The sequence below is a fragment of the Actinoallomurus sp. NPDC052308 genome, from assembly GCF_040679195.1.
GTDB classification, from domain to species: Bacteria; Actinomycetota; Actinomycetes; order Streptosporangiales; family Streptosporangiaceae; genus Actinoallomurus; species Actinoallomurus liliacearum.
The window spans coordinates 100,820-116,945 of record NZ_JBFAUM010000003.1 but is presented as its reverse complement, the minus strand read 5'-3'; the positions used below and the strand labels follow the sequence as shown (position 1 = coordinate 116,945).

14 protein-coding genes are annotated in these 16,126 nt (G+C 72.3%); 7 read left to right on the top strand and 7 right to left on the bottom strand.

The genetic code is table 11. From position 1 onward, the window contains the following. Nucleotides 1-6: 6 nt before the first annotated feature. Both AB0L00_RS11870 and AB0L00_RS11865 read right to left on the bottom strand, forming a co-directional pair. Entirely contained in the window at nt 7-528 is a 522-nt protein-coding gene (locus AB0L00_RS11870) for a DUF1707 and DUF4870 domain-containing protein (RefSeq protein ID WP_364431914.1), read from the bottom strand. Nucleotides 529-683: 155 nt separating this feature from the next. After that, entirely contained in the window at nt 684-1,769 is a 1,086-nt protein-coding gene (locus AB0L00_RS11865) for a polysaccharide deacetylase family protein (protein WP_364431912.1), read from the bottom strand. Between the two features lie 235 nt (nt 1,770-2,004). Here AB0L00_RS11865 and AB0L00_RS11860 point away from each other — a divergent pair, with 235 nt between their 5' ends. Next, nucleotides 2,005-2,355 carry a hypothetical protein gene (locus AB0L00_RS11860; protein WP_364431909.1) on the top strand — a complete coding sequence of 117 codons (351 nt, stop codon included), beginning with the start codon at nt 2,005-2,007 and terminating at the stop codon, nt 2,353-2,355. A 156-nt stretch (nt 2,356-2,511) separates the two neighbouring features. Here the strand turns inward: AB0L00_RS11860 and AB0L00_RS11855 are convergent, their stop codons facing one another. Then, the gene (locus tag AB0L00_RS11855; protein ID WP_364431907.1) at nt 2,512-4,287 is read right to left on the bottom strand and encodes a DUF2207 domain-containing protein; all 1,776 of its coding nucleotides are present in this window, start codon (nt 4,285-4,287) and stop codon (nt 2,512-2,514) included. A 297-nt stretch (nt 4,288-4,584) separates the two neighbouring features. Then, entirely contained in the window at nt 4,585-5,838 is a 1,254-nt protein-coding gene (locus AB0L00_RS11850; RefSeq protein WP_364431904.1) for a DUF4192 domain-containing protein, read from the bottom strand. A 153-nt stretch (nt 5,839-5,991) separates the two neighbouring features. Between AB0L00_RS11850 and AB0L00_RS11845 the strand changes: the two genes are divergently transcribed. Then, complete coding sequence (locus AB0L00_RS11845; protein WP_364431901.1) at nt 5,992-7,026, top strand: aminotransferase class V-fold PLP-dependent enzyme; 1,035 nt, start codon at nt 5,992-5,994, stop codon at nt 7,024-7,026. 120 nt (nt 7,027-7,146) lie between these two features. Next, nucleotides 7,147-8,847 (top strand): AMP-binding protein, encoded by a 1,701-nt coding sequence (locus AB0L00_RS11840; RefSeq protein WP_364431898.1) that lies wholly within the window; start codon nt 7,147-7,149, stop codon nt 8,845-8,847. A gap of 212 nt (nt 8,848-9,059) precedes the next feature. Here AB0L00_RS11840 and AB0L00_RS11835 read toward each other — a convergent pair whose 3' ends face one another. Further along, nucleotides 9,060-11,147 carry an ATP-dependent DNA helicase gene (locus AB0L00_RS11835; RefSeq protein WP_364431895.1) on the bottom strand — a complete coding sequence of 696 codons (2,088 nt, stop codon included), beginning with the start codon at nt 11,145-11,147 and terminating at the stop codon, nt 9,060-9,062. Between the two features lie 190 nt (nt 11,148-11,337). Further along, complete coding sequence (locus AB0L00_RS11830; protein WP_345353805.1) at nt 11,338-11,697, bottom strand: ArsR family transcriptional regulator; 360 nt, start codon at nt 11,695-11,697, stop codon at nt 11,338-11,340. Between the two features lie 40 nt (nt 11,698-11,737). On the opposite strand from AB0L00_RS11830, the gene AB0L00_RS11825 reads away from it, so the two are divergent. Further along, a complete protein-coding gene (locus AB0L00_RS11825; protein ID WP_364431892.1) occupies nt 11,738-12,226 on the top strand; it encodes a nuclear transport factor 2 family protein in 489 nt (162 codons plus the stop codon). Nucleotides 12,227-12,270: 44 nt separating this feature from the next. Here AB0L00_RS11825 and AB0L00_RS11820 read toward each other — a convergent pair whose 3' ends face one another. Beyond that, a complete protein-coding gene (locus AB0L00_RS11820) occupies nt 12,271-13,482 on the bottom strand; it encodes a pyridoxal phosphate-dependent aminotransferase (RefSeq protein WP_364431890.1) in 1,212 nt (403 codons plus the stop codon). Between the two features lie 146 nt (nt 13,483-13,628). Between AB0L00_RS11820 and AB0L00_RS11815 the strand changes: the two genes are divergently transcribed. Genes AB0L00_RS11815 through AB0L00_RS11805 form a run of 3 tightly spaced genes read left to right on the top strand, consistent with a single transcriptional unit; the run spans nt 13,629 to nt 16,124 of the window. Continuing rightward, nucleotides 13,629-14,273 (top strand): TetR/AcrR family transcriptional regulator, encoded by a 645-nt coding sequence (locus tag AB0L00_RS11815; protein ID WP_364431888.1) that lies wholly within the window; start codon nt 13,629-13,631, stop codon nt 14,271-14,273. An 11-nt stretch (nt 14,274-14,284) separates the two neighbouring features. Further along, nucleotides 14,285-15,280, top strand: a complete 996-nt coding sequence (locus AB0L00_RS11810; protein WP_364431885.1) for a diiron oxygenase — start codon at nt 14,285-14,287, stop codon at nt 15,278-15,280. A 22-nt stretch (nt 15,281-15,302) separates the two neighbouring features. Continuing rightward, nucleotides 15,303-16,124 carry an SDR family oxidoreductase gene (locus AB0L00_RS11805; protein WP_364431883.1) on the top strand — a complete coding sequence of 274 codons (822 nt, stop codon included), beginning with the start codon at nt 15,303-15,305 and terminating at the stop codon, nt 16,122-16,124. Nucleotides 16,125-16,126: the final 2 nt, after the last annotated feature.

Genomic DNA, 16,126 nt, shown 5'->3' with positions numbered 1-16,126 from the left:
ATCGGGTCAGTGCACCAGCCGGAGGGTGAACGGATACCGGAACGCCGTGCCCACGAGCGCCAGCAGCGCGGCGACCCCGCAGACGATCCAGGCGACCGCGTACGCGATCCCCCCGATGCCGAAGGTCACGACCGTCAGCAGCAGCAGCGTGAGCTGGAAGTTGAGGGCCTCGACGATGTGCCGGCGGACGTACGGCGACCGCCGGGCGCGCGTGCACAGCATGACGAGCGGTCCCAGGAAGAGGGTGGTGGCGCCGAGGACGTGCGCGAGCGCGGCCAGCACGCGCTGCTCGGCGGTCGGCTCGCCGACCGGCGTCGGCGCCCGGTGCGCGGCGGGCACGGGCGACAGGTCCGCCAGCACCGCGTCCAGGTCGGCCCGTGTCCTGGCCGTCATCGCGAGATGCAGCCGCAGGTCGAGTTCTTCCTTGTCGAGGCGGCCTTCGGCGAAGGCCTGCTGCAGCCGGTCGACGATCGGCTCGCGTTCGGCGGCGGAGACGCGCAGCGCGCCGGTCGGTGTGGAGATGGTCATGCCATCGATCGTGCGCCGCGCCCGATTCCGAATCCATCCGGGAAACCCCTGATCCGTCCCTGGGGCGATCCCCCGGTCCAGCAGGTCGGCCTCCGGGTGCGGCGGGCCTGGACCAGGCAAGTCGCCTTCGGGCGCGGCGGCCCCGGACCGGCGGGTCAGCCTCCGGGCGTGGCGGGTGCCCGTGTTGCGGCCGGGCCACCCGAGGGGTGCGCGCCGCTCGGGTTCGCCGCGCCGCTCGGGTGCGAAGCGGCCTTCGTCCGCGGGCTCTTCGGCCGGGGCACGGGCCCGTCGAAGTAGGTCTCCCCCGGCTTCAGCGACCGTACGCCGAACAGTTCGGGCACGGTGACGAACGTGAAGCCGCGTCGCGACAGACCGGCCAGGATCTTCGGCACGGCGTTCACCGTCGTCGGGTGGATGTCGTGCATCAGGATGATGTCGCCCGGATGGGCCCAGGACACCGCGCGATGCGCGACGATCGCCGAGTTCCGGTCCAGCCAGTCATTGGTGTCGACGCTCCAGAGGATCTGCGCCATGCCCATGCGGCGCGCCACCGCCGCCACTTGCCGGTCCGTCGCGCCGTACGGCGGTCGCATCAGGACGGTGCCGTGGCCGGACGCCCGGCGGATCTCACCGAGGGTGCGCGTCAACTGGGAGCGGATGGCGCCGTCGGACAGCGAGCTGAGCGACGGGTGCGACCAGGTGTGGTCGCCGACCACGTGGCCCTCGGCGAGCTCACGGCGGACGAGCGCCTCGCGGCCGCGGATGTTGCCGCCGATGAGGAAGAAGGTGACCTTGACGTGCCGGGCGGCGAGCATGTTCAGCAGCTTCGCGGTGTACGGGCCCGGGCCGTCGTCGAACGTCAGCGCGATGCACTTGACCTTGCGGCAGTCGACCCGCGGCTTGGGCGCCGCGGCCTTGGTGCCGGGGAGCTGGGCGAGGTACCGCAGGCGTGCGATGAGGTCGTTCGCCGGGGCGTGGGCCGCCGCGGCGTTCGCCGGGCCGCGTGACGCCGTGGTGGGCGGGCCGCCCACGGGACGCGACCTCGGCCGGCCGAGCGGCCCGGTGGGCGGTGCGCCACGTGAGGCGGACCGGCCGGTCGCCGTCTCCGGGATGGGCGGCCCGGCGGTCCCACCCGTGCCCCGCGCGGGGCCGGCCGGGTGGGTTCCGAGGCCGCTGAGCCACCCGAGCCCGAGTACGGCCGCGGCGATCAGGAGGGCTTTGCGGACGGTCCTCGACGACATGACGAAGCTCATCGGACCCCCCATTAGTACCTGACGCGCGACACGGCACACCTTAGTTCCATATTCCCCTTGCGGTTTCGTAGTCGGTCAAATACCGACAAACGCGTGGTGTCATCACTTGGAACCCTGCAAGATAGATCGGCGTTGAAGACGTGACGAATCGCGCGATCCACCGCAAGAAGCCGTCAGGGCACGGGGGGCGGGAAGCGCGACGGGCTCTTGGGGAGGACGTCCGATGAGGTGGGGCGATCGCTTCGGAATTCGCCGCCGGCGGGGTGACAGGGTGACCGTTCTGGACCGGGAGGCGACGAACGCCGACATCGAGTCGCTCAGGGCCTTTGCCCGGAGTCGCAAGGGCGTGGAGTTCTACGTCGAACCCGAGACTTTCGCCACCGACACCACCGCCGTGGCGATCGCCGCCGACGGCGAGTGGACCCGCCGCCGCGTCGGCTCACCGCGGGTCATCCACAAGGTCGCCCGCGACCTGCGCCTTCCGGTGTACGACGTGCAGATCACCGGTTACCCGCAACGGATGCGGGATTTCAACGAACGCCGCAAACGCCAGGGCGGCGCCGCCTCCCTGTGACGACACCGCGACGGTAGGACCGCTCCGCGGCCCCTGCGGTTTCGGACCCGGCAGTTAGGCCCCTGCGATTCGGCCCCGGCGGTTCGGACCCGGCGGTTCGGGCCGCCTGCCAGGCCGCGAACGCCGGCAGCCAGGCCGGCCCCGGTCCTGGCCCCGTCACCAGCTTCCCCCTCCGCCTCCTCCACCGCCGTCGCCCACGGACATCCCACCGCCGCTGAAGCCGGAGTCGCTGCCGTAACCACCGCCGAAAAGGCCGCCGCCGCCCCCGCGGCTGCGGGCACCCCTCGTTCGGGAGGTGGCGGGTTCGGGCCACACGCTCGACAGCCCTAGGAGCAGGGAGGCGACCGCGGAGCGGTGCTTTCGCGGCCGAAGTGGCCTGTCGACCTCGAACCAGTCCAGGTCGCCCGCCTGCGCCGGCGACGCCATCGGGTCACTCCAGCGTGCCGCCTGCCGGAACGCGATGGCGTACGGGAACGTGCGCGTCAGGGCGGCGGGGTCGTCGCTCGGTGGTCCGCCCGCGACGGCCTTCCGCCAGGCGCTCGCCAGCGCCTCGGCTCGCGCACCCGACGCCCGGCGCGGCACCGTGTGTCCCATCAACACGACCAATGGCGCGATCACGATCGGCGTCAGGCTCACCCATCCTCCGCCCGCGAAGGCCGGCGACGTGGCGGCGAGGCAGAGCAGGGTCAGGCCGAGGATCCCGGCCGACCACGCCAGCAGCTTCGACTGCAGCGCCTGCGCCGACGGGGTCCTGCGGTACAGGCCGAGTTCGACCGGCGCACGCTCGAGTTGCTCGCAGAGCGGGCGCTGATACGCCCGCGTCCAAACGTCGCCGAGAGAGATGGTGTCATTCCGCTGGAAGATGTCGGTGAGGAGCCGGCGTTCGACGCCGACCAGGTCCCGATCGGCGGCGTCGCCCCGGGTCAGCCGCACTCTGTCCTCGTTCCGAGTCAGCCTTTCCGCCTTCAGGTGGATGTGGTCTCGGATCACCAGGTCCGTCAAAGTGGCGGCGAGGGCGTGCCGGTTCGCGCGCAACCCGTTCACGAGCACCACGGCGACGCCGGGGCGCATCCTCGGGTCGTCCGGGGGGAACGCCGAGACGCCGCCGTCCCGGCGTCCCAGGCCGCACCGGCGACGCGGCAGGAACCACCAGGCGGCGATGAGCAGTAGGCCTCCCGCGGCGGCGAGTCCCCACGTGGTGAAGCGCGTCATGGCGAACGGCGCGCTGACCGCCACCAGCCGGGGAGGCGCGACGGGCATGGCGTCCTTCGGCAGGCCGACGCGAACGGTGACGCCGCTGTGCGGCGGCAGTGCGGCGGCGGAGAAGTCGGCGATCGCCCCACTGTGCGTGGCATGCGGACACGGCGCGGTGCCTCCTCCCTGACCGGCGACACAGGCGACGCTCGTTATGAGGACGGGGGAGACGACCCGTACGTGCACCTGTGAGATCGGGATCTTCCAGGAGGAGCCGAGCGCGTTCCACGTCAGGGAGATCCCGTGGCCGTCACGGGTCAGCGCTCGGCTGACGTCGTAGTCGATCCCGTAGGTCTGCGTACCGGTGACGGTCCGGCGCGGGTCACCGATGCGCAGCTTCACCGTGCCGTCGTCCTCGCGAACCGTCGACTCGCCCGCAGGACCGGCCGGGCTGCTGATGCGGAACCCGCTGATGGGCATGAGCCGACGATGCAGGGTGTCATGCCGTGAGCGCTCCGGGATCCAGCGGTCGATGCCGTGGTGCTCGCCCGGACCGAAGACATAACGGATCTGCTCGGTCACGTGCAGCGTTCCGCCGGGCTCCGGCGTCAGGGTGACGGCGAAGGACTCGATGTGCTCGGCCGCCTGGTTCGGCGCGACTGCGCGAGCCGGGACGCCCGGCGCCGAAAGGACGAGGGCCACGGCGGCCGCCACCCCTGCCGAAATCCGTCCGATCATCGATCTTCCTTGGTACGCACGTGGTAAAGCTATCGGCGGCTCGGCACGGAAAACGTGACAGTTGAGCCATTTCGGTGCGTCAACGCAAAGATCGGGCCACATGGTGACCTCGACCGCGCGGTGACTCGGCCGCGTGCTGCCTCGACCGCGTGGTGACCACGGCGTGGTGACTCGGCCGCGTGGTGACCTCGCATGATCTGCGCGCCCCCTCCCCCCGGTGACACGTCCGCCTGGCGGGCACTGCCGGTGTGAGACAGCACCCGCCAGGAGCCTGTCGCCTCGCGATGCCCCGTCCCCTCAGCTCGCCTCGTCGAGCTGTTCCGGGGTGATGTCGAGCGGGACGGACCAGGGCGGCAGGCCACTGACGAACAACTCGTGCAGCAGCCGCGCCATGGAGTAGTGCGGGTCGGCGGCCAGCGCCCGGTCCAGCGCGAGGTTGGCCAGCGCGCCTTCGCCCGCCCGCCAGGCCGCGAACGCCAGCAGGCAGGCCGGCCCCGGCAGGTAGGGCTCGGCCACGCGTCGCACGACGTCCCGCCAGAGCCGGATGTGCGCGCCGATCTCACCGTCGTCGATGCGCACCCATGCCTCGTCGCGGACCCGGAGGTTGACGAGAAGGACGCCGAGCCAGGCGACCTCCTCGTCAGAGGGCGGATCGCCGCCGGCCCGCGCGCGCTCGATGAGGAGCCGGACCAGCCGCACCCCTTCCTCGACCACCCGACGCGCCACCCCACCCCGCCCCGCGACGGCCCTGGCCACGTCAGCCGTGCTCACACCGACCTCGGTGGGGTCGGCCGAAGCCGGCCCGGCCTTGAGGAAGTCGACCGAGATAGAACCCCCCGCAGCGGCACCACCCGGAACCGCGCCACCCGAAGCAGCACCGCCCGGAACCGCCGTGCCAGAAGCCGCACGGCCCGGCACCGCAGTGCCCGAGGCAGCGCCGCCCGAAACCGCACCGTTTGGGAGCGCGGTGGCGTCGCCGGTCGCGGGGCCGCCTTCGGTCGCGATGGCTTCGGCCCAGGAGGTGAGGCGGCGCTCGGCGCGGTCGGTGGCCCGCCGCATCGCGTCGCCGCCGACCGGGGCGATCATCCGCGCCAGCTCCTCGCGGTCCGGCAGGGCGACCAGGCCCCCCGCGATGGCCGCCGTGGCCACCGCGCTGCCGCGCACGTCGACGAACGTGCCCTCCGGCGGGCAGCAGGCGGGGTCGGTGCACAGGTAGGACCAGTAGCGGTCGCCCTCGACGCGCAGGACCTCGCGGAGTCGCACGCCGTCGCGGGCGAGACGGTCGCCGACCCGCTCGACGACGGGCGTCACCCGCGCGCCCGGGCCGTAGCCGGTGAGGATGACGTCGGCGGGCCGGCGCCGGGTGATGAGCTCGGTGACGTGGTCGAGCAGGGCGTCGGAGGCGGTTAAGTCGAGCCGGATCGCGTATGCGCCGTCCGTGCCGCCGCAGCACAGCACGACGACGCTGTCCGTGGGATGGAACCCGACGAGATAGGGAATCGCGGCGACGACGTCGGCGGGCGACCGGAGCCGCAGAGTGTTCGGTCTCATGCCCTGAGCCTCCCGCGCCCGTCTCCACCCCCGACACCCCCGGAATCGCTTCTGTGGAAAACCGCAGGCCCTGATGTCAGGCGTGCGTCCACGAGTGGCTCGGTGCGCGTCCACCCGGCGGGCGCGATCGACGGGGCGGTGCAGACTTGTCGGGTGGATCTACGCGAAGCACTCCCTCTCTGGGAACCGACGCCGGGATGGCTCAACACCGCCAGTTACGGACTGCCGCCGCGTCCGACCGTGGAGGCGGTGCGGCGGGCGCTCGGCGAGTGGCAGCGCGGCGATGTGCCCTGGTCCGTGTGGGACGTCTCCACGGGGCGGGCGCGGGCGGAGTTCGCCCGGCTCGTCGGCGCCGAGACCGATGACGTCGCCATCGGTGCCGCCGTCTCCCAGCTGCTGGCCCCGGTGGCCGCGTCACTGCCGTCCGGGGCACGCGTCGTCGTACCGGAGATCGAGTTCACCTCGAACCTCTTCCCCTGGCTGGTCCGGGACCTCGACGTGCGGACGGTGCCGCTGGACAAGGTCGCGGACGCCGTCGACGGCCGTACGGCGGTGGTGGCGTTCAGCGTCGTGCAGTCCGCCACCGGCGAGATGTCCCCGGTCGAGGACATCCTGGCGGCGGCACGGGCGAACGGCGCGCTGGTGGTGGCCGACGCCAGCCAGGCGGCCGGCTGGCTGCCGCTCGACGCGACGCGGTTCGACGTGCTCGCGTGCGCGGCGTACAAGTGGCTCATGGCACCGCGCGGCGCCGCCTTCTGCTACGTCGCCCCGGCCGTGCGGGACCGGATCCGGCCGGTCGCGGCCGGCTGGTACGCCGGGGACGAGCCCGGCGGCGAGCCGCACGCGTATTACGGGCCGCCGCTCCGGCTGGCGCCGACGGCCCGGCGGTTCGACCTGTCGCCGGCGTGGTTCTCCTACGTCGGGGCGGCTCCGGCGCTGGAACTGCTCAACGCGATCGGGGTGGAGCGGATCCACGCCCACGACGTCGCGCTCGCCGACCGGTTCCTGCGGGGTCTGGGACTGCCGCCCGCAGGCAGCGCGATCGTGAGCGTCGACCTGCCCGGTGCCGCGGAGCGGCTGGCGGCCGCGGGGGTGCGCGCCGCCGTACGGGACGGGCGGCTGCGGGCCGCGTTCCACCTGTACACGACCGACGCCGACGTGGACCTAGCCCTCAACGCCCTGACCTGATACGCACCGGACTGACAAAAAGCCGGAAATGTCCCATCGATCAGAACACTGGGCATGGAGCGGCAGATGATGCGAGGGTGACAGAAAGGTGTCATCTGCTCACGGTGGTGATCGCGGCGAATGCCCACACCCTACGAAGAGAGGCCATGGCTCCGCTTCTACGCGGAAGGAGTCCCCGCCGACGTCGAAGTGCCGGACGTGCCGCTCACGCGGCTGCTCGACGCGTCGGCCGACCGCTTCGCCGGCCGTCGGGCGCTGGAGTTCCTCGGCCGTTCGATGACGTACGCCCGGCTCCGCGACGCGGTCGACCGGTTCGCGACGGCGCTGGCCGGACTGGGCGTCCGTAAAGGCGACCGGGTCGCGGTCATCCTGCCCAACTGCCCGCAGGAGGTCATCGCCTTCTACGCGGTGCTGCGGCTCGGCGCGGTGGTGGTCCCCACCAACCCGCTGTACACCTCGTCGGAGCTCCGGCACCAGCTCGCCGACTCCGGTTCCCGCGTGGTGGTCGTCTTCGACAAGGCGTACGAGACGGTGCGCGAGGCGAGGCCCGGGACGATGGTCGAACACGTCATCGTCACCTCACTGCCCGACTACCTGCCCTTCGTCAAACGGGAACTGCTCAAGCTCCCGCTCGCCAGGGCACGCCGGCTGGCCGACGAGCTGAGCACCGAGGTGCCGGCGGACGCGCCCGTCCTGTGGTTCGACGACCTGCTCAAGGAGACCGCCGAACCCCACCCGCAGGCGATGGTCGACCCGTTCCGCGACCTGGCCGTCCTGCAGTACACCGGCGGCACGACGGGTCGGCCGAAGGGCGCCATGCTCACCCACCGCAACCTCGTCGCGAACGCGCTGCAGACCACGGCGTGGGACCCCGCGATCCGGCCCGGGCAGGACGTCACCCTGGCCGTCGTTCCGCTGTTCCATGTCTTCGGCCTGACGTTCTGCCTGACCTGCACGATCCTGATCGGGGGAACGGTCGTGCTGATCCCCCGCTTCGACCTGCAGCTCGTGCTGGACGCCATGCACAAGCACCGGCCGACGCTGTTCCCCGGCGTACCGCCGCTTTTCCAGCAGCTCGCGGCGGCGCCCGAGGCGAAGAAGGCGGGGGCCGGGGCGATCCGCACCTGCGTCTCGGGGGCGATGCGACTCGCCCGTACGACGGTCGACGCTTTCAAGGCGGGTACGGGCGGCCAGGTCGTCCAGGGGTACGGGATGACCGAGACGTCTCCGGTGGTCATGGCCAACCCCCTCGACGGCAACGCCCGGCACGTGTCCGTCGGCACTCCCCTGCCCAGCACCGAGGCGCGGATCGTCGACGAGAACGACCCCTTCCGCGTCCTCCCCGTCGGGTATCCGGGCGAACTGCTGGTCCGCGGCCCCCAGGTGTTCGCGGGGTACTGGAACCAGCCCGCCGAGACCGCGGAGACCCTCTCTCCGGACGGCTGGTTCCGGACCGGGGACATCGCGATGATGAGCCCGGACGGCTATTTCACGCTGATCGACCGCAAACGGGACGTCATCATCGTCGACGGCTTCAACGTCTACCCCTCGGAGGTCGAGGCCGTCCTGCAGGCGCATCCGGCCGTCGAGGAGGCGGCCGTCGTCGGAGTGCCGGAGCCGGGCCACGGCGAGGCCGTCGCCGCGTACGTCATCCCGAAGCAGCCGCACCGGCCGAGCCAGGACGAGCTGCGGGCCTACTGCGCGCAGCACCTCGTCGCGTACAAGGTGCCCGCCTTCGTCGAGTTCCGCCCGTCACTGCCCCGCAACATGCTCGGCAAGGTCCTGCGCCGGGTCCTCCGCGAGGAGAACGCCCTGCCCTGACCCATGCCCCCGGCGCCGGCCACCGCTGTGCACGGTCCCCGGCTCGGTCGGCCGTCGCGCCCGGCGCGGCGGGTCGCCCCGCCACCGCTGTGGGTGCGACCTCGACCCAGCCGGCAGGCGCACCACAGATCAGGCCCCCTGGGGCCGGCCGCCCGGCGTACCCGGCCCGCCGCAGGCCACCGCGCCGTCCCTGAGGGGGTGGTCGCCTCGGCTCAGCCGGCGCTGTCGAGGCGGCGCAGGGCCGCCTTGACCGTGGCGGAGTCGAACGTCGTCCAGAACGGCGGCAGCGACGACCGCAGGAAACCGCCGTAGCGCGCCGTGGCCAGCCGCGGGTCCAGAATGGCGACGACCCCGCGGTCGGTCATCGACCGCAACAGGCGTCCGGCGCCCTGCGCGAGGAGCAGCGCGGCGTGCGTCGCGGCGACGGCCATGAAGCCGTTGCCGCCGTGCGCGGCGACCGCCCGCTGCCGGGCCGAGGAGAGCGGGTCGTCCGGGCGCGGGAACGGGATGCGGTCGATCACCACCAGCCGGAGCGACGGCCCCGGCACGTCGACGCCCTGCCAGAGGGACAGCGTGCCGAACAGGCAGGTCGCCTCGTCGTCGGTGAACTGCTTGATGAGCTGGGACGTGGAGTCGTCGCCCTGGCACAGCAGCGGCTGCGCGAGGCGGCCGCGCAGTGCCTCGGCGGCCTGCTTGGCGGCCCGCATCGAGGAGAACAGGCCGAGCGTACGGCCCCCGGCGGCCTCGATGAGCTCGGTCAGCTCGGTGAGGTACGCCTCAGGCAGGCCGTCGCGGCCCGGCTGCGGAAGCTGCCGCGCGATGTAGAGGATCCCGCTGCGGGCGTGGTCGAACGGCGAGCCGACGTCCAGCCCCGACCACCGCAGCGGCCGTTCCGCGCCGTCCTTCTTCGCCGGTTCGTCGCCCTCGGGCGGCTCGGACGCCTCGGCGGCGCCGTCCGCCGCCGTGCCGAGGGGCGGCAGGCCCCACTGCCGGGCCAGCGGCTCGAACGACCCGCCCAGCGACAGGGTCGCCGAGGTGAGCACGGTCGTACGGCGGCCGAACAAGCGCTCGCGTAGCAGGCCGCCGACGCCCAGCGGCGCGACCCGCAGCGCGGTGGGCCGCCGGGAGTCCTCGGTGAAGGGCCGGTCCAGCCAGACGACGTCGTGCCGGGAGGCCAGGTCGGCCTCGAACGTCTCCAGGAGCCGCCCGGCCGTGTCGTGGATCTCCTCCAGCGCGGTCAGGGCGGCCCGGCCCGCGCCGAGCCGCTCGGCGTCGTCCTCGGCGGTCTTGAGGCTGGTGCGCAGGGCGGTCGCGCAGCCGTACGCGGCGTCGCGGATCGAGAGGAGGACCCCGCCGAGGGCCTGCGGCAGGACGTCCATGCGGCCCGCGTTGGTGTCGGCGAGGATGGGCTGCAGCGCCTCGCCCGCCTCCTTGAGCCGGTCGGCGAGATCCTCCTCGATGAGGCGGCCGCAGCGGCGCGCGGCGAACTCCACGGCCGACGCGGACAACTCGGCGGTGGCCACCGAGGTCACCCGGTCGACGAGCTCGTGCGCCTCGTCGATGATCGCGACGTCGTGCTCGGGGAGGACCTGGAACTCCTCGAGCGCGTCGATGGCCAGCAGCGCGTGGTTGGTGACGACGACGTCCGCCTCGCCCGCCTTGTCCCGGGCACGCTCGGCGTAGCACTCGGTGCCGAACGGGCAGCGCTGCGCCCCCAGGCACTCGCGGGCGCTCACGGCGACCTGGCGCCACGCCTGCTCGGAGACGCCGGGGACGAGCTCGTCCCGGTCGCCCGTCTCGGTGGTCTCGGCCCACTCGTGGATGCGCTGCACCTGCCGCCCCGTCGCGGAGACCGACTGGGCGTCGAAGAGGATCTCGTCCGGGTCGTCCGGCTCGTCGACCTGCATCCGGTGCAGGCACAGGTAGTTTCGCCGGCCCTTGAGGATCGCGAACGCCGGCTCGCGGCCGAGCAGCGGCGTCAGGGACTCGGCGAGACGCGGCAGGTCGCGCTCGACGAGCTGGCGCTGCAGCGCGATCGTCGCCGTGGACACCGCGACACACGCGTTCTCGGCCACCGCGTGGCGGACGGCGGGGACGAGGTAGGCCAGGGACTTCCCGGTGCCGGTGCCCGCCTGCACGGCCAGGTGCTCACCGGACTCGATGGCGTGGGCGACGGCCTCGGCCATCTTGACCTGTCCCGGCCGCTCGGCGCCGCCGACGCCGGCGACCGCGGCGGCGAGCAGGGGTCCGACGCCGGGAACGTCGGTCTTTTCCGGAGAGTCGAGGAGGTCGTCGGCCACCCGGTCAACGCTACCGGGCGACCGGGACCGCTCGCCGCCACAGCCGCACTTTCCCCACCGCCCTCAGGCGACCTCCGATCGGCGATCCGGCAGCTCTCCGGCCAGGCCGCGGCTCCGTACAGGAACACCGCGGTCGACGACGCGACCCGCCCGCGGACGCATCACCGGGTCCGGCCGTGACCGCGCTCGGTCAGGCGCGCTCCGCGAGAACGAGCGTCAGGAGGCCCGGGAACGCCTGGTCGAACTCCGCGCGCCGGAGGCGGTTGAACCGGCGCGGCCCCTCGTCGCGCTGCTCGATCAGCCCGGCGGCGCGCAGCACGGCGAAGTGGTGGCTCCGGGTCGCCTTGGACACCGGCAGGTCGAACGTGCCGCAGGCGCGCGTCCAGTCCGGCTGTCCGGCGAGTTCGCGGAGGATCGTGCGGCGCACCGGGTCGGCGACCGCGTCCAGGGCGTCCTGGAGCGGCACCTGGGACGGATGCCGGTGCGTCAGCCCGCGAGCGCGCGCGGACGGCCCGCGCGCCTCGGTGTTCGATTCCCGTCGTACACTCATGTGGTCGACCTCCATCGAACACTCTAGGTGAGGAGTCACGGTGATCAAGCACACAGACCCCGCGTACGGCCCGGACGCGCGCAACCGTCTGCCCGAGGCGGCGGACCCGTCTCCCGCGGGCGCGTACGCGGCCCTGGAGTCCTTCTACTACGCGCTCAACCATCGCGACCCGCGAGCGCTGCGGGAGGACTGGAGCGACCACCCCCTCGCCCAGCTCAACAACCCGCTCGGCGGCGTCCTGCGCGGCGGCGACGCGGTCGCCGGACTGTACGAGAAGATCTTCACCGGGCCGGTGCGCGTGGAGGTCACCTTCGGTGACGTCGTCGAGTACGTCGGCGCGGACCACGCGGTGTTCGCCGGACGCGAGGTCGGGACGTACACGGGGCCGGACGGCGTGCCGGTCCCCCTGCGAATCCGGACGACCCGGTACTTCCGCTACGAGGACGGGCGCTGGCGCCAGTTCCACCACCACGGCAGCATCGACGACCCGGACGCCCTGGCGGCGTACCAGCGCGCCGTGACGGGCTGACCGAGCCGCGGCGGCGCGCCAGGCCTCGGAGCGGCGGATCGGGTTCAGGCGCGGCGGGTGGCGAGGAACTCGCCCAGCCTGCCGATCGCCTCTTCGAGGTCGTCGGCGTGCTGCAACGTGACGATCCGCAGGTGGTCGGTGGTCGGCCAGTTGAAGCCGGTGCCCTGCACGACGAGGATCTGCTGGCTCTCCAGCAGGTCCAGCACGAACTGCTGGTCGTCGTCGATGGGGTAGACCTCCGGGTCCAGGCGCGGGAAGACGTAGAGCGCGCCGGAGGGCTTGGCGCAGCTCACCCCGGGGATCTCGTTGAGGAGCCGCCAGGCGCGGTCGCGTTGCTCGCGCAGCCGGCCGCCGGGCAGGACGAGGTCCTTGATGCTCTGGTGACCGCCGAGCGCGGCCTGGATCGCGTGCTGCCCCGGCACGTTGGGACACAGCCGCATGTTGGCGAGCATGTCCAGGCCCTCGATGTAGGACTCCGCGTGGTCCTTGGGCCCGGTGACGACCATCCAGCCGGAACGGAACCCGCAGACGCGGTACGCCTTGGACAGACCGGAGAAGGTCAGGGACAGCACGTCCGGGGCGAGCGGCGCGATCGAGACGTGCTCGGCGCCGTCGTACAGGATCCGGTCGTAGATCTCGTCGGCGAGGATCAGCAGCCCCCGCCGCCGGGCCAGCTCCGCCACGCCCTGCAGGAGCTCCCGGGAGTAGACCGCGCCGGTCGGGTTGTTCGGATTGATGATGACGATGGCCTTGGTGGCCGGTGTGATCTTCGCCTCGACGTCCGCGAGGTCGGGCATCCAGCCCTGCTCCTCGTCGCAGAGGTAGTGCACCGGCGTGCCGCCGCACAGCGACACCGAGGCCGTCCACAGCGGGTAGTCCGGCGCCGGGATCAGCACCTCGTCCCCGTTGTTCAGTAGCGCCTGCAGGGCCATGACGATCAGCTCGGACACACCGTTGCCGAGGTAGACGTCCTCGACGCCGACTCCAGGGAAGCCCTGCTGCTCATAGTGCTGCACGACCGCCCGGCGGGCGGACAGGATGCCCTTGGAGTCGCTGTAGCCGTGCGCCGCCGGCAGATTGCGGATGACGTCCTGGAGGATCTCGTCGGGGGCCTCGAACCCGAACGGCGCGGGGTTGCCGATGTGCAGCTTGAGGATCTGGTTGCCCTGAGCCTCCAGCTGCATGGCCCGCTTCAGGACCGGTCCCCGGATGTCGTACAGGACGTTGGCGAGCTTGTCCGACTGGCTGACCTGCATGGGGACACCCTAACGGGACGTCCCCCGAGCCGTCGTGGGGATTACCGCGTCGCGCATGATCATTTGGACGCCGTGTCCAATAGTGTGACGGGCGCAACAAACAATCAGGCTTGATTGCATGTTTCTCGCGACCTACCGTCGAAGACGTGTCAGTGAGCAGCCGCCGACGTCCCGGGCAGGTCGCGCGCCGCGCTCCCCGCACCCAGGAGGAGCGGCGGGCGGAGACGCAGACCCGCCTGCTGGACGCGACCGTGGAGTGCCTGGCCGAGCTCGGCTGGGCCGGCACCTCGACGACCGAGGTGGCCCGCCGGGCCGGCGTCTCGCGGGGCGCGCAGCAGCACCACTACCCCACCAAGATGCTGCTGGTCGGCGCCGCGCTCAAGCACCTGCTGGAGCGGCAGCGGCTCGCGTTCGAGCAGGCGTTCGCCGCCCTGCCGGCCGAGCGCCGCAACGTGGAGGGCGCGCTCGACCTGCTGTGGGACACGTTCCGCCAGGCACCCGCACTGGCCCTCATGGAGCTCGCGATGGCCGCGCGCACCGATGCGACGCTGCGCGAGCTGAGCATCGACATCAACGAGCGGATCATCGCGGTGATCCTCGAGGTGTTCCAGCGGCTCTTCCCCGAGTCGGTGGACGAGGAGACGGCGGGAACGCTCATCCGAGCCGTGTTCGCCATGTTCGTCGGGCTCACGTTGCAGAACTCCCTGGACGATGACGCCCACGGCCGCCAGGCGGCGGTGCTGGGTCAGGTCAAGGCGCTGGCCCGCCTGCTCATCCCGGATCCCGTCTGAGGGAGAGAGTCATGTCCAACCCCCCGAGCAAGACACTCGACGAGGAGATCCACGCGAAGGTCGAGGACCGCGCGGCCTACACCGGTGTGATCCAGCGTCTGTCGAAGGCGTCGGTCGACAAGCACTGGGACGCCTACGCCGACATCCCCTGGTCCGACCCCGACTTCGCGGTCGACCCCGACGACCCCCGCTGGATCCTGCCGACCGTCGATCCCCTCGGCCGTACGGAGTGGTACCGCTCGCAGCCGCCGGAGGTGCAGTCCCGGATCGGCCTGTGGCGAGTGGCCACGATGATGAAGATCGGCCTGCAGTTCGAGAACCTCCTCAAGCGCGGGCTGCTGAGCTACGCCTACCGGCTGCCGAACGGCTCCCCGGAGTTCCGCTACGTCCTGCACGAGGCGAGCGAGGAATGTCAGCACGCGATGATGTTCCAGGAGTTCGTCAACCGGACGAAGATGCCGATCCGCGGGATGCCCAAGGCCCTGGACGTCCTGTCCCAGGTCGCCCCGCACATCCCGCGCATCTCCACGGAGCTGTTCTTCGTCTTCGTGCTGGGCGGCGAGGACCCCATCGACTACGTCCAGCGCAAGACGGTCAAGAACGGCGAGGCGAAGCATCCGCTGCAGGAGACGATCATGCGGATCCACATCGCCGAGGAGGCGCGGCACATCTCGTTCGCCCGTCACTACCTCCGGCACCGCGTGCCCACGATGCCCGCCCCCCGCCGCCGGGCGCTGGGCGTGGCCACTCCCCTCGTCCTCGGCCTGATGGCACGGATCATGCTCGCTCCCCCGGGCCCGATGGTGCGGCACTTCGGCATCCCGAAGGACGTGGTCCGCGAGGCGTACGGCACGGACGACTGGACCGCGGAGTTCAAGAACTGCGTCGCCAAGATCCGTGACCTCGCCGCCGAGCTCGACCTGATCACCCCTGTCAGCAGGCGGGTCTGGAAGGCCGTCGGCCTCTGGGACACGCCGAAGCCGCGCCGGGCCCGAGCCGCCCGCTGAGACACCAACGAGGAGCCCTCGCATGACCTCCCGGATCGCCATCGTCACCGGCGGAGCCTCCGGCATCGGCCGGGCCATCGCGGCCGCCCTCGCGGCCCGCGGCGACATCGTGACCGTCGCCGACATCGACGCCGACGGCGCCGAGAAGCTCGCGGCCCGGCTGTCCGAGCGCGCGCCGGCCACGGCCGCCGCCCTGGACGTGACCGACGCCGACGCGGTCGCCGCGCTGTACCGGTCGGTCCGGGAGGAGCACGGCCGCCTGGACCTGGTGTTCAACAACGCCGGCATCGCGGTCGGCGGGATGACCGAAGAGCTCACCCTCGACCACTGGAACCGCACGATCGACGTGAACCTGCGGGGCGTCGTCCACGGCGTGCACGCCGCGTACCCGATCATGCTGGAGCAGGGGCACGGGCACATCGTGAACACCGCGTCGCTGGCCGGTCTCGTGCCCGCGCCGCTGATGCTGCCCTACACCGCCACGAAGCACGCGGTCGTCGGGATGAGCCTGGCGCTGCGCGCGGAGGCCGCGAGCCGGGGCGTCCGGGTCAGCGTGATCTGTCCGGGTTTCGTCGACACGCCCCTGCTCGACAACGCCAATCCGGACCTGCCGCCGACCGAGACCGGCAGGAACGCCCGGCGTGCGGCACAGCGCGTGCAGCGCAGGCTCTACTCCCCCTCCGCGCTGGCCCGTGACGTGCTGCGGGGGATCGACCGGAACGACGCGCTCATCGTCGCGCCGGCGTCCGGGCGGGCGGCGTGGCTCGGTGCGCGGCTGTCGCCCCGGGCGGCGGTCCGCATCGCCGGCCTGAGCGTACGGCGCATGCGCGGATTCGCCGGCTGACG